The organism is Polaromonas sp. CG_9.11, from assembly GCF_015752225.1.
Classification (GTDB): domain Bacteria; phylum Pseudomonadota; class Gammaproteobacteria; order Burkholderiales; family Burkholderiaceae_C; genus Polaromonas.
This window is the reverse complement of record NZ_JADOVE010000019.1, coordinates 47650-61126: the sequence shown is the minus strand read 5'-3', so window position 1 is coordinate 61126 and position 13477 is coordinate 47650. Positions and strand designations below refer to the sequence as shown.

The window sequence follows — 13477 nt, the reverse complement described above, 5'->3', positions numbered from 1 at the left end:
GCTTTTTGCTACTTAATCAATAGCTGCTGTCGCATGCTGGATATGCGCAAGCAGCGTATTTGATGCTGAAAAAGTGGTTTGCCGGCTGGAACCTATGCACTCCAGGAAATCCTGTGCCTGCGGGATCGCAGGCGGTGGGTTTCACATCGCCTGACGCCACCAGTCGCCCGCCAGCGCCTGCTGCAAAAAGCCGCTGAAGCTGGTGACCTTCAGCGGCACCAGCCTGGGCGAGGGAAACACGGCATGCACTTCCTGCCCGGGCAGTCCGTGGTCGGCCAGCACCGGCACGACGGCGCCATCGGCCAGCGACTCGCGCGCGACGTACCAGGGCAGCACCGCCAGCCCCATGCCCGCGCGCGCGGCCGCCAGCACCGCCGACAGGTTGTTCGAGCGCAGCGGCCCCCTGACCGGCACCGACTGCTTCTGGCCCGCCGGGCTGACCAGGCTCCAGCGGTCGTCGCCCTGCACGCTGCTGTACACCAGGCAAGCATGCGCCGCCAAATCGGCCGCGCTGCCCGGCGTGCCGCGCGCCTGCAGATATGACGGCGCCGCGACCATCAGCCACGGGTTGGTGCCCAGGTAGCGCGCGCCCAGCGTCGAGTCGGCCATCGGCCCCATGCGGATGGCCAGGTCAACGCCTTGCTCGACCAGGTTCACGTAGCGGTCGTCAAAGCTCAGGTCCAGCGTGATGTCCGGGTGCTGCTGCATGTAGCGCAGCACCAGCGGCACCACCACGCGCCGCCCGAACGCTACTGAAGTGCTGATGCGCAGGTTGCCGCCGACCTTGCTTTGCTGCAGCGTGGCCAGGTTGTCGGCCTCCTCAATCTCGCGGGCGATCAGCTTGCATTTTTCATAGTAGAGCGCGCCCACCTCGGTCAGCGTCACGCCGCGGGTCGAGCGGTGCAGCAGCCGTGCGCCCAGGCGCTGCTCCATCGCGGCCACCGCCTTGGTGGCGGTGGGTTGGGTGATGCCGGTTTCCTGGGCAGCCTTGCTGAAGCTGCCGGTTTCAACGACGCGAATGAAAAGCGCTATGCCGGTGACTCTGTCCATGGGCCTGACTTTAATCGCCCGGCGCGCTGGCCTGCTTTCTTTATGCCGCCACGGAATAGGTCTTATCGGCTGAACAGGGTTCTCAAGCCGGTGCATCGGGCGAATGATGGAGCCATTCACATTTACACAAGGAGACAAGCAATGGCAAAAATGAAGGCCGCAATGGCCGCCGTTCTGGTGATGGAAAAAGAAGGCGTGACGCAGGCCTTCGGCGTGCCGGGCGCGGCCATCAATCCGCTGTATGCGGCGATGCGCGAGCGCCAGTCGATCGCCCACATCCTGGCGCGCCATGTCGAGGGCGCCTCGCACATGGCCGAGGGCTATACCCGCGCCAAGGCGGGCAACATCGGCGTGTGCATCGGCACCTCCGGCCCCGGCGGCACCGACATGGTCACCGGCCTGTACTCGGCCAGCGCCGACAGCAGCCCGATCCTGTGCATCACCGGCCAGGCGCCGCGCGCCCGGCTGTACAAGGAAGACTTCCAGGCGGTCGACATTGAAAGCATTTCCAAGCCGCTGACCAAATGGTCTTACCTCGTGCGCGAACCCGGCCAGCTGCCGCGCGCCTTTCAGCAGGCCTTTCACCTGATGCGCTCGGGCCGGCCCGGCCCGGTGCTGCTCGACTTGCCCTTCGATGTGCAAATGACCGAAATCGAGTTCGACATCGACACCTACGAGCCGCTGCCGGTGTACAAGCCGTTTGCCTCGCGCAAGCAGATCGAGAAGGCGCTGGATATGCTGGCCCAGGCCGAGCGGCCGCTGATCGTCGCTGGCGGCGGCATCATCAATGCCGATGCGTCTGACTTGCTGGTCGAGTTTGCCGAGCTGACCGGCGTGCCGGTGATCCCGACGCTGATGGGTTGGGGCACGATTCCCGACGACCATCCGCTGATGGCCGGCATGGTCGGCCTGCAGACCAGCCACCGCTACGGCAATGCGACCCTGCTGGCCAGCGACTTTGTGCTGGGCATCGGCAACCGCTGGGCGAATCGCCACACCGGCTCGACCGAGGTGTACTGCAAGGGCCGCACCTTCGTGCATGTGGACATCGAGCCGACGCAGATCGGCCGCGTCTTCACACCCGACCTGGGCATTGTGTCGGACGCCAAAGCGGCCCTGCAGCTGTTCGTCGATATCGCCCGGGAGCGCCAGGCGGCCGGCAACCTGCCCAGCCGCGCCGACTGGGCCGGCCGCTGCGCCGAGCGCAAGCGCCTGATGCACCGCAAGACGCATTACGACAACATTCCGATCAAGCCGCAGCGCGTCTACGAGGAAATGAACAAGGTGTTTCCGCGTGACACGGTGTATGTGAGCAACATCGGCCTGAGCCAGATTGCGGCGGGCCAGTTCCTGAACATCTACGGCCCGCGCCAGTGGATCAACTGCGGCCAGGCCGGCCCGCTGGGCTGGTCGATGCCGGCAGCGCTCGGCGTGGTGGCGGCCGACCCGACCCGCACGGTGGTGGCCATCACCGGCGACTACGACTTTCAGTTTTTGCTGGAAGAGCTCGCCGTCGGCGCGCAGTTCAAGCTGCCCTATGTGCATGTGCTGGTCAACAACGCCTACCTGGGCTTGATTCGCCAGAGCCAGCGCGGCTTTGACATGGACTTTTGCGTGCAGCTGGCGTTTGACAACATCAATGTGCCGGACTCGGACGACAAGCTGCGCAGCTATGGCGTGGACCATGTGGCCGTGGTCGAAGGGCTGGGCTGCAAGGCGCTGCGCGTCAAGGACCCGGCCGACATCGAGGCGGCGCTGCGCCAGGCGCGGGTCATGGCGGCCGAGCACCGGGTGCCGGTGGTGGTCGAGATCATCCTGGAAAAAGTCACCAACATCGCCATGGGCGTGGAGATCGACAAGGTCAACGAGTTCGAGGACATCGACTGCCGCCATCCCGAAGGGCTCAAGGGCCTGGCGCTGGCCGGCTTGCTTGAATAGTCGCGGTGCCACCCCGTAAACCAATAACCCCAAGGACATTGACATGCCGCGTTTCGCTGCCAACCTCACCATGCTCTTCACGGAAGTGCCGTTTCTGGAACGCTTTGACAAAGCCGCCAAAGCAGGCTTCAAAGCCGTGGAATTTTTGTTTCCGTATGCCTGGCCGGCCGAAGAAATCCGCCAGCGCCTGGACGCCAATCATTTGACGCTGGTGCTGCACAACCTGCCGGCCGGCGACTGGGATGCCGGCGAGCGCGGCATCGCCTGCCTGCCTGAGCGGGTGTCGGAATTCCGCGAAGGCGTGGCTAAAGCCATTGTTTACGCCCACGCATTGGGCGTGCAGCAGCTCAACTGCCTGGCCGGCAAGGCCCCAGCCGGCGTGTCCGATGAAGTGCTGCGCCAGACCTTCGTCGACAACCTGCGCTTTGCCGCTGCCGAGCTGAAGAAGGCCGGTTTGCGCTTGTTGATCGAGCCCATCAACACCTTCGACATCCCGGGCTTCTACCTGAACCGCACGGCGCAGGCGGTGGCGATCCTGGACGTGGTGGGCGCCGACAACGCTTTCGTGCAGTACGACCTCTACCATGCCCAGCGCATGGAGGGCGAGCTGGCCGCGACGCTGCAGAAGTACTTGCCGCGCATCGGCCATGTCCAGCAGGCCGACAACCCGGGCCGCCACGAGCCGGGCACCGGCGAGATCAACTACGCCTTCCTGTTCGCGCACCTGGACCGCATCGGCTACGGCGGCTGGATCGGCTGCGAATACAAGCCCGCCACCACGACCGAAGCCGGCCTGGGCTGGCGGCAGCGGCTTGCGGATTGATCCCTCACCACAACAAGGAGAACACCTCATGACTTCACAACCCCTGAACATCGGTTTCGTCGGCCTGGGCGTCATGGGCGCGCCCATGGCCGGTCAGCTCATCAAGGCCGGCCACCAGCTGTTCGTCCACACGCGCGGCAAGATGCCTGCTGCGATTGCCGGCAGCAGCGCCACCCAGTGCGTGAGCGCGCGCGGCGTGGCCGAGCGGGCCGATTTCATGATCCTGATGGTGCCTGACACACCGGATGTGGAGGCGGCGCTGTTTTCCGACAAAGGCATTGCCGCCGGGCTGAGCGCCGGCAAGGTGGTGATCGACATGAGCTCGATCTCGCCGATCGCCACCAAGGCGTTTGCCCAAAAAATCAACGCGCTGGGCTGCGACTACCTGGATGCGCCGGTGTCCGGCGGCGAGGTCGGCGCCAAAAATGCCACGCTGTCGATCATGGTCGGCGGCCCGGAGGCAACCTTCGAGCGCGTCAAGCCGCTGTTCGCGCTGATGGGCAAGAACATCACGCTGGTCGGCGGCAATGGCGACGGCCAGACCGCCAAGGTCGCCAACCAGATCATCGTCGCGCTGAACATCGAGGCCGTGGCCGAGGCATTGCTGTTTGCGGCCAAGGCCGGGGCCGACCCGGCGCGGGTGCGCCAGGCGCTGATGGGCGGGTTTGCCGCGTCGAAAATCCTCGAAGTGCATGGCGAGCGCATGGTCAGGCGCACCTTCGCGCCGGGCTTTCGCATCGCGCTGCACCAGAAGGATCTGAACCTGGCGCTGTCCAGCGCCCGCGCGCTCGGGGTGGCCTTGCCCAACACCGCCATGGCGCAGGAGCTGTTCAATTCCTGCGTCGCCCACGGCGGCAAGGCCTGGGACCATTCGGCCATGGTCAGGGCGCTGGAGATGATGGCCCATTTCGAAATCGGCCAGCAGGCGGCTTGAGCCTTGGGGGAGGGTGGCGACGCAGGTTGACGTTTTACTCATGAATTGATAGCTGCAAACGCAATACAATCATGCGCAAAGGTCATTTTTCATTAAAAAAATTGTCGTGATCCGGTTGGGGCCGCTGGCGAGGCAAAGCCACAGCCCCTGGTCAGCCTTTTCCCGGCGCCTGCGGCATCGGCCGGGGGCGCTTATGCTGGCAGGCCTGTACCGGGCCGGGCGCCCGGCCATCCAACGTACCGGAGTTTCAACGACATGCGTTACCACCCTCTTGGCCGCACCGGCCTTTTCGTATCCGAGCTGTGCCTGGGCACCATGACGTTTGGCGGCGCCGACGGCATGTGGCGTCAGATCGGCGCGCTGCAACAAAACGACGCTGAAGCACTGATCGGCCAGGCAGTCGATGCCGGCATCAATTTCATCGACACCGCCGATGTGTATTCGGAAGGCGTATCCGAAGAAATCACCGGCCAGGCGCTGAAAAACCTCAAGATTCCGCGTGAACAGGTGGTCGTGGCGACCAAGGTGTTTGGCCAGACCGGCGAAGGACCGAATGGCCGGGGTCTCACCCGCAGCCACATCCTCGACGGCGTCAAGGCCAGCCTCAAGCGCCTGCAGCTCGACCACATCGACCTCTACCAGGTCCACGGTTTCGACCCCGCGACGCCGATGGATGAAACCCTGCGCGCCCTGGACCAGCTGGTGCGGCACGGCCATGTGCGCTACATCGGCGTGTCCAACTGGGCCGCCTGGCAGATCATGAAGGCGCTGGGCATGTCCGAACGCCTGGGGCTGGCACGCTTTGAATCGCTGCAGGCCTACTACAGCGTGGCCGGGCGCGACCTGGAGCGCGAACTCGTCCCGATGCTCAAAAGCGAAGGCGTCGGGCTGATGGTCTGGAGCCCGCTGGCTGGCGGCTTTTTAAGCGGCAAGTACAGCCGCGATTCGCAGGGCCAGGCCGAGGAAGGCAGCCGCCGCATCGCCTTCGACTTTCCGCCGGTCAACAAGGACAAGGCCTGGGACTGCATCGACGCCATGCGCCCGATCGCCGAAGCCAAGGGCGTGTCGGTGGCCAGAGTGGCGCTGGCCTGGCTGCTGCACCAGCCGCAGGTCACCAGCGTCATTGTCGGCGCCAAGCGGCCCGAGCAGCTGGCCGACAACCTCGCCGCCACCGGCGTCGTGCTCAGCCCGGACGAGTTGCGCCAGATAGGCGACGCCAGCGCGCTGGCGGCCGAATACCCCGGCTGGATGCTGGAGCGCCAGGGCGAATACCGGCGCAAGCAGATGGCGCCGGCGCTGCCAGGAAACGCCTGAGCGATTCGCCGGGGCTGAGGCGCTACCCTGGCTGCGCTACTGCATGAAGCCGATCCGGGACTTGCCGGCTGCGCTGCGTGGCAGGTCATCGACCTGCAACTGGCCCCGGCAGGCCAGCCGCGCATTGCCGAAAGCGGCCATCAGCGCCCGGCGCATTTCCCGGGGAACCAGGCCGGACAGCATGTCGAGCAGGTCGTCGGATGGCGCGTCATCAAAGCGCGAGCCCCAGTCGTGGCCGGCACGGATTGCCAAGTACAGGCGCAGCGCGATGTGCCGCGCCTGGGCCGGCGTGAGCGGCTGGATCTCGAACACATTCATGCGGTTCAAAATCGGTTTGGGAATGCCGCGCTCGTCGTTGGCGGTGGTGATCCACAGCACCTGGCTGGCGTCGATCGGCACTTCGGCGAACTCGTCGACGAAGGACGAAGCCGTGTCGTGTTCCAGCAGGCTGTACAGCGAGCCAAGCGGGTCGTACTGCGCGTCGCTGGCGGCCTTGTCGATCTCGTCGATCACGATGACCGGGTTGGCATAGCGGCCATCGACCAGCGACTCGAACACCTTGCCCGGCTTGGCGCCCTTCCACTGCGACGCGGAGCCCGACAGCAGCCAGCCGGCAGTGAGCGAACCCATCGACACCAGGTTCATGCCGGTGCCGATCAGGTCGGCCACCTGCCGGGCGAAATGCGTCTTGCCGATGCCCGGCTGGCCCAGCAGCAGCATCGGCGTGACCTCCAGGCCGTCGCTGCTGTCATGGCTCAGGGCGACATGGCGCCGCACGTCGTCGAGCACGTCGGTGAAGTTGGGCAGCGCGTCATACAGTGGCGCCATTTCAGGAATGCCGCTGGGCTTCATCTGGAAGCGCTCCGGGCCGCGCTCCAGCATGCGCTCATAGGTAGCGCGCAGGCTGTCGTGTTCGCGGGATTCGCTGCTCTGCAGCTTGCCCAGCTTGCGTTCGACATCGGCGATCTGGTAGACGCTGCGCACCTTGGCCACGGGTAGTGTGAAGGTAAGCGCCTGGGGAACGACTTGAATGGATTCCATCGAGCACTCCTTGTGGTTGAGCTGCGTGAACTTCATTCAAACACATCTTTGCTTTTTTCACCTCAAGGCATTTACAACACTCGGGGCCGGCTGGCCGGGAAGGGGCTGGCTGGCTGCAACCCCCCGCTGCAAGTGTGGCGCCGGCGCCTTGCCCCACATGCGGCGCCACAGCCAGGGCAGCGCCGTGGCCAGGTCCGGCCGCTGGCTTTCCAGCGTCGGCGCTGTGCCGCCCGCTGCCAGATCAGCAGGCTTGCCCAGGTTGAAGTTGAAGGTGTAGGCCGGTTCCTGCCCCATGCGCAGGTCCGTCACAAACAAGCGGCCGCTGGATTCCGAAAGACGGTAAAACCCTTGGCTGAAGTCCGCGATGCGGGCGACCGACGGTGCCTGGCCGTGCCGGTCCATGAGCGCTGCGCCCCGATCGTGCGCACGCCAGCGGATGCGCGGGGAGTCGTCCAGCAGCGAATAATGGCCTTCGAAATACTGCGTGGGCGTGGTCGCCACCAGCCGCCAGAGCAGCGTGTTGAACGGCGCGGGTGTGACCAGCAGCCCGCTGGTGGCGATGCCTTCGGCCTGAAGCGAGGCGCGCGCTATCTGCGTCGCCTGCTGCTGCGCCCCGACGCTCCAGCCCAGGTACAGCGTGCTCAGCACCAGGCCGGCCGCATTCCAGCGCACGCCGCGCCGGCTTTTCAGGCGCAGCGCCGCCACCACGCCGACAAGCAGCGGTACGGTGTAGAGCGGGTCGATGATGAAGATGCTGCCCACCGCAAACGGGTAGTCGCTGAAGGGCTGGAGCAACTGCGTGCCATACACCGTCAGGGTATCGAGCAGCGGATGCGTGAACAAGGCCAGCCACAGCGCCAGCCACCAGCGCCGCAACAGCGCTGGCTCGCCGTGCAGCCGGCTGACCCCCCAGGCCAGCAGCGGCGCCGCGAGGGTGAGAAACAGCAGCGAATGGCTTTCGGCGCGGTGGCGCGTCATGTTCAAGATGGCGTTGCCATGGTCGATGAAGGCGTCCAGGTCGGGCAGGGTGCCGGCCACGGCGCCCCAGAGTGCGGCCTTCCAGACGGCGGTGCGACGGCCCATGACGGCCACGCTCAAGGCCGAGCCGAGGGCGATTTGGGTGAGTGAATCCATGGCGGGCAGCTTAGCGCACGGCACCCGTCCAGCCGGGTGGCCCGCAGGATGGGCCGGCGATGGGGCGCGGCTTCAGGCCTGCACGATGATCGCAAAGCGCGCCCGCAGACTGTCCGTATCCGGCGCGAACGGCACGGTCAACGCGGCACGGCCTTGCGCGTTCAACTGCCGCCACAGAAAGTCACGTTCATTGCCCGGATCACCTGCCACGTAAAGCTGGGTGGTCAGCAGTTCCCGGCGCTCCAGCCGCACCTTGACATGGATGTGTGGTGTGCGCCCGCTGTACGGCGCCGGCCGCAGCGTGCGAAAGCGGTAGCCCCCGTCGCGGCCCACGGTCACGCGGCCAAAGCCCTGGAACGCCGGGTCGGCCCGGCCACCGTCGCCGGGGTGGTGGTAGTGGCCCGCCTGGTCGCACTGCCAGATTTCCACCACCGCGCCCGACACCGGCCTGCCCGCCGTGTCCCGCACCGTGCCTTCCACCCAGGCCGGCTGGCCGCGCGGGTAGGGGGCGTTGCCGTTGCGCAGCAGGTCAAAGTCGCTGTCGGCGGGCAGGGCCACCGGGTAGAACGGCCCTTCGGTCTGGCTGGGCGTCGGCTGGAGCGGGCGGGCCTGCGCCTGTCCGAAGCCAATCGGCGCCATCGTCGCGGCCAGAACGGCTGCGCCAGTGACGAGCAATGTTCGGCGCTTGCCTGGCGTACAGGCATGACGCGCGTCGAGGGGGCTGGGCATGACGGTCTCCCTTTGGTGGCCAAACGCGTAATTTACCCGCCTGCGCCCGGTCTGGCCAGCCAAGGGGCTTGCCAGAATCCGGGATGCTTTTTCCGGGTTCGTGCACGTTTGAGGCAAAGGGGTGTGCGCGTTGCGCGATGGGCCACAATACTGCATGCCAGGTCCGATGCACGCCCGCAGGCCATGCAAGCCATGCCGGCACATCCGGAGATTTCGCGACAACGCAACCAAGGAAACCGCGTGAGCATTGCAGGCAGCGAACTGACTCCTCTGTCAGGCCCGGCCCGGGAGCCCGCCGGTGATCGGCCTGTGCGGGATGCTTCACATCCAGGCGACGCAGCGTTTCGCCTGCTGGCAGATGCCATGCCCCAGATCGTCTGGACGATGCAACCCGATGGCCTGCACACCTACTTCAACCAGCGCTGGCTGGACTATTCCGGCGCTTCCCTGCAAGACAGCCTGGTCCACGGCTGGAGTCGGTCCATCCATCCCGATGATTGCGCGCAGGTCACCGCGCTATGGACCCAGGCGCGCGCCAGCCACGAAGCCTGCGAGGTGGAGTGCCGGCTGCGCCGCGTTGACGGCGTCTACCGCTGGATGCTCGGCCGCGCGGTTCCACAGCGCGACGCAGCCGGCCGTCCCGTCGGCTGGGTGGGCACACTGACCGATATTGACGAACTCAGGCAACGTACCGAGCTGCTGGACAAAAATCTCTACATGAGCCGGATTGCCGGCAGGGTGGCGCGCCTGGGCGGATGGACGATCGACCTTCCGGAGCGCACGCTGACCTGGTCGGACGAGAATTGCCTGATCCACGATGTCGCACCGGGCTACACGCCCACGCTGGACGAGGGCATCGGCTACTTTTCCCCCGAGCATCAGCCGCTGGTGACCAGCCATGTGCAAAATTGTGCCGAAAACGGCGTTCCCTATGAATTTGTGCTGCCCAAGTGCACGGCGACGGGGCGGCGAATCTGGGTGCGTTCGATGGGTGAAGCGGTGCGCGATGCCAGCGGAAAAATCGTTCGCATCCAGGGTGCGTTCCAGGACATTTCGCAGCAAAAGGAGGCCGAGGCGCGCGCGCTTTCCCTGGAGGCGCAGCTCACCGCCACGCTGGAAAGCATCACCGACGGCTTTTGCCTGATCGACCAGGACTGGAAGATCACCTTTTTCAACGGCCAGGCCGAGCGCATGCTTCAGCGCCGGCGCGAAGAGGTTCTGGGAAAAACCCTGTGGCAGGAGTTTCCCGAGACCCGGGGCACCCGCATGGAGCGCGAATGCCGCCTGGCCCTGCGGGAGCAGCGCACGACGCGCTTTGAAGCCTTTTACCCGCCGTTGAACCTGTGCATTCATTTTCATGTCTACCCCACGCAAGACGGGCTGGCGATTTACTTTCAGGACATCACCCGGCAGCGCGCAGAACAGTCGCAACTGCAGCTGCTGCAGACGGCGGTGTCACGCCTGAACGACATCGTCATCATCACCGAAGCCGTCGCGCTGGATGAAGGCGGCCGGCGCATTGTTTTTGTGAATGAGGCCTTTGAGCGCCAGACCGGCTACAGCCGCGAGGACGTGCTGGGCCAGACCTCACGGCTGCTGTGCGGGCCGAACACCCAGCGCTCCGAGCTGGACCGGATTTGCGCCGCCATGGCCGGGCGGGAAGCGGTGCGCGCGGAAATTGTGATCTACGCCAAGGACGCCAGCGAACGCTGGCTGGAAACCGACATCGCGCCCATCGCCGGCAAATCCGGCAAGTTCACCCATTGGGTGGCGGTCGGGCGTGACATCACCGAGCGCAGGCAGCAGCAGCAGGAAATCCTCAGCCTGAACAACGGACTCGAGGCGCGGGTGCTGCTGCGTACCTTCGAGCTGGAGCGGGCGAACCGGGAACTGGAGTCCTTTGCCTATTCGGTCTCGCATGACCTGCGCACGCCCTTGAGCAGCATCCATGCCTTCAGCCAGCTGGTGGTGAAAGTCGATGGCGGCCAGGTGAGCGCGAAAGGCCAGCATTACCTGGAGCGCATCGGGGTGGGCGTCAAGCACATGGGCGATCTGATTGAAGGCCTGCTGACCCTGGCCGATGTCTCGCGCAAACAGATCGAATCAAAGCCTGTCGATCTTTCGGACATCGCCCGGCGCATTGGGCGCAACCACCATGCGCAGGAGCCGGGGCGCCAGGCAGTGCTGCAGATCCAGGACGGCCTGAGTGCGCAGGGCGACGCCCGCCTGCTGTCGGTTGTTTTTCAAAACCTGCTGGGCAATGCCTGGAAGTTCACGTCCCGGGAGCCACTGGCGCGCATTCAGGTTGGCGGCGAGCCGGATTTCGACGGCAACACCGTCTTTTTTGTCAGGGACAACGGCGCGGGATTCGACATGGCTTTTGCCCCCAAGCTGTTCGGCACCTTCGAGCGCCTGCATTCGCCCGAGGAATTCTCGGGAACCGGCATCGGTCTGGCCACTGTCAAGCGCATCATTGAACGCCACGGAGGCCGCGTGTGGGCCGAAAGCACGCCAAACGAAGGGGCGGCGTTCTTTTTTACGCTGGGACGCACGCGAGAGGCGCTGCCGTGACGGGGTCCGTGTGCCACTGCCCTGCGACATTGCCCAGCCTGCTGGCCGCGTGGGCCTCGAGGGGGGCGATGCATCGTCCTGTACGCCTGGCGATCTAACCGATCCGCCCGCCAGTCGGTTCGAAGTCGGCCATCAGGGGGATATTTTCGTGCTGGGCCACCATTTCCAGCGCACGCTCGAAAAGCGCGCGTGCCGAGCCTGAAATGGCATGCAGGTGGGCATGCAGGTGCGCATCTTCCTCGTTTTTGTTCAGGCACTCCTGGCTGTATTGTTCAAAGCTTGCCAACTGCGCGATCAGTTCGGCGACATGCCTGGGGCATTCGCACAGCATGTTGCTTGAAATGCCTGCCACCCGCGACAGCGTGTCGTCAGAATATTTGCGCGGTGGAATCAGTGAGTCGGCGTGAATTCCGCCCAGGCTTTTGGCCGTGTCGACCAGCAGCACCGAACTGATCAGGTCGGACAACTCGTAGTCCGAGACCGGCCCGCGCCGCACCAGGGTGCCGGCCATCCGCATGGCTTGCACCACTGCTTCCTGGGCAAAGCCATAAACCACCACCGTATGCGCCACGCCCTGCTTCAATGCCAGTGCCTGGATTTGTTTGCGGATGCTGTCGTGCAGGGTGTTGACCTTGACCAGCAGGATCTGGGGCGGTTCCCGAAAACCGGCGGCGTCCGCCTGCGCCAAATCAGCAAAACTGTCGGTCACCCGCAGGCTGCTGCCCAGGAACTGCCGGATGAACTTTCCCGACGCCACACGGTCGGCAATTCCGGCGCCAATCACCGCCAGTGACACCGTGCCGGCTGGCTGCTTTGGCGCTTCAGGCGGTCTGGACAGCACCTTTTGTGGCTGCTGCAGCCTTTCCAGTGCCGCCGCCTCCAGGAGTGCAATCGTGCTGATGGCATGCCCCTGCCGGCTGAGCTCCTTGAGCAAACCGGCCTTGTGCACATCCTCCTGGCTGTAGAGCCGGTGCTTTCCCGTGGTTTTTGACGGGGAAAAGGCGTGGTGCCTGACTTCCCAGATGCGAAGGGTGGAGACAGGAATCCCCGTCATTTTTGCCAGCGCACCGATGCGAAAAGGGGTGTTGGTCAACACAGGGTCATTTTGAGTAGTTTTTTGCATGGCTATTTGCGTAGATTTCACTGTTTATAACTTAAAAATTCGATTTGTTTCGACTTTTTTTCGTTGAATTTGTTTTAATTGTGTAGTTTTAGCGTTAAGCTACGCATTAATATCTACTCAAAACCGGAAGGTCAATCATGTTGATTCCCAAAAGAACGCGGGTTGCCGTTGAATCACTGGTCTATATCGCTGCCAAAGGCGCTCGCCAGCCGATTCCTGCCCGGGAAGTGGCACAGGCCCTGAGCGTGTCGCTTGCCGGACTGGAAAGCATTTTGCGGGTGCTGCGCGAGCACCACCTCGTCTGCTCCTTCAAGGGGCCCGGAGGCGGTTACCAGGTGGAGGGTGACCTGAAAAAATTCACCGTCCTGGATGTGGTGAAGTTTTTCGAGGCTTCTCCGCCCAAGACGCGCAGCGGGTCTGCGTGCGACGATTTTGCCGTTGACTTCCACGAGGCCTGCAAGAGAGCGTTCAATTCGGAAAACCTACATGACCTGGTGAGCGCCGCAGCCTGTAGCGACCTTGCGCTTCCCGCAGCCAAGCCGCGCTTTGGTCTCCGGCCGCTGCCGTCGCCGGTCTTCCCGCGCGGGCCGAACTCTGTGTTCCAGCTGCATGCCTGTGATTCGGTGCTGCGCAAGAGCGCTGCCTGAGGGGGCGTCCCGATGCCAGAAAACAGGCTTGACCTGGACCGCAGGATACCTTGCGGGCAGGCATGGCAATGGCATGTGAGTCTTGATGACGATGAGGACCAGGTGCCGCGAAATCCTGGCCACCCCGGTCACCCGCTGGCACCCAGCCGGTTGGTCCGGTTCAACCCCGCATT

At 64.6% G+C, this 13477-nt stretch carries 11 protein-coding genes; 6 read left to right on the top strand and 5 right to left on the bottom strand.

Annotation, left to right across the window (positions count from 1 at the left end; translation table 11 throughout):
- Positions 1 to 141 precede the first annotated feature (141 nt).
- Positions 142 to 1050, bottom strand: a complete 909-nt coding sequence (locus tag IWX85_RS15530) for a LysR family transcriptional regulator (RefSeq protein ID WP_196870335.1) — start codon at positions 1048 to 1050, stop codon at positions 142 to 144.
- Between the two features lie 141 nt (positions 1051 to 1191).
- On the opposite strand from IWX85_RS15530, the gene gcl reads away from it, so the two are divergent.
- From gcl to IWX85_RS15510, 4 genes are all read left to right on the top strand, one after another.
- Positions 1192 to 2988, top strand: coding sequence for a glyoxylate carboligase (gcl, locus tag IWX85_RS15525; RefSeq protein WP_196870334.1), 1797 nt, complete (start codon positions 1192 to 1194; stop codon positions 2986 to 2988).
- A 43-nt stretch (positions 2989 to 3031) separates the two neighbouring features.
- A complete protein-coding gene (gene hyi, locus IWX85_RS15520; RefSeq protein ID WP_196870333.1) occupies positions 3032 to 3811 on the top strand; it encodes a hydroxypyruvate isomerase in 780 nt (259 codons plus the stop codon).
- Positions 3812 to 3839: 28 nt separating this feature from the next.
- On the top strand, positions 3840 to 4745 hold the full coding sequence (gene glxR, locus IWX85_RS15515) for a 2-hydroxy-3-oxopropionate reductase (RefSeq protein WP_196870332.1): 906 nt from the start codon (positions 3840 to 3842) through the stop codon (positions 4743 to 4745).
- 255 nt (positions 4746 to 5000) lie between these two features.
- A complete protein-coding gene (locus IWX85_RS15510; RefSeq protein WP_196870331.1) occupies positions 5001 to 6059 on the top strand; it encodes an aldo/keto reductase in 1059 nt (352 codons plus the stop codon).
- 36 nt (positions 6060 to 6095) lie between these two features.
- Here IWX85_RS15510 and IWX85_RS15505 read toward each other — a convergent pair whose 3' ends face one another.
- The 3 genes from IWX85_RS15505 to IWX85_RS15495 form a co-directional block, all read right to left on the bottom strand.
- Entirely contained in the window at positions 6096 to 7100 is a 1005-nt protein-coding gene (locus tag IWX85_RS15505; protein WP_036812637.1) for an AAA family ATPase, read from the bottom strand.
- A gap of 57 nt (positions 7101 to 7157) precedes the next feature.
- Positions 7158 to 8234 (bottom strand): metal-dependent hydrolase, encoded by a 1077-nt coding sequence (locus IWX85_RS15500; protein WP_196870330.1) that lies wholly within the window; start codon positions 8232 to 8234, stop codon positions 7158 to 7160.
- Positions 8235 to 8306: 72 nt separating this feature from the next.
- The gene (locus IWX85_RS15495) at positions 8307 to 8873 is read right to left on the bottom strand and encodes a protocatechuate 3,4-dioxygenase (RefSeq protein ID WP_036806650.1); all 567 of its coding nucleotides are present in this window, start codon (positions 8871 to 8873) and stop codon (positions 8307 to 8309) included.
- A 330-nt stretch (positions 8874 to 9203) separates the two neighbouring features.
- Here IWX85_RS15495 and IWX85_RS15490 point away from each other — a divergent pair, with 330 nt between their 5' ends.
- The gene (locus tag IWX85_RS15490; RefSeq protein ID WP_370584308.1) at positions 9204 to 11534 is read left to right on the top strand and encodes a PAS domain S-box protein; all 2331 of its coding nucleotides are present in this window, start codon (positions 9204 to 9206) and stop codon (positions 11532 to 11534) included.
- A 94-nt stretch (positions 11535 to 11628) separates the two neighbouring features.
- Here the strand turns inward: IWX85_RS15490 and IWX85_RS15485 are convergent, their stop codons facing one another.
- A complete protein-coding gene (locus tag IWX85_RS15485) occupies positions 11629 to 12627 on the bottom strand; it encodes a MerR family transcriptional regulator (protein ID WP_231379823.1) in 999 nt (332 codons plus the stop codon).
- 167 nt (positions 12628 to 12794) lie between these two features.
- On the opposite strand from IWX85_RS15485, the gene IWX85_RS15480 reads away from it, so the two are divergent.
- Positions 12795 to 13304, top strand: coding sequence for an Rrf2 family transcriptional regulator (locus tag IWX85_RS15480; protein ID WP_036806645.1), 510 nt, complete (start codon positions 12795 to 12797; stop codon positions 13302 to 13304).
- Positions 13305 to 13477 lie beyond the last annotated feature (173 nt).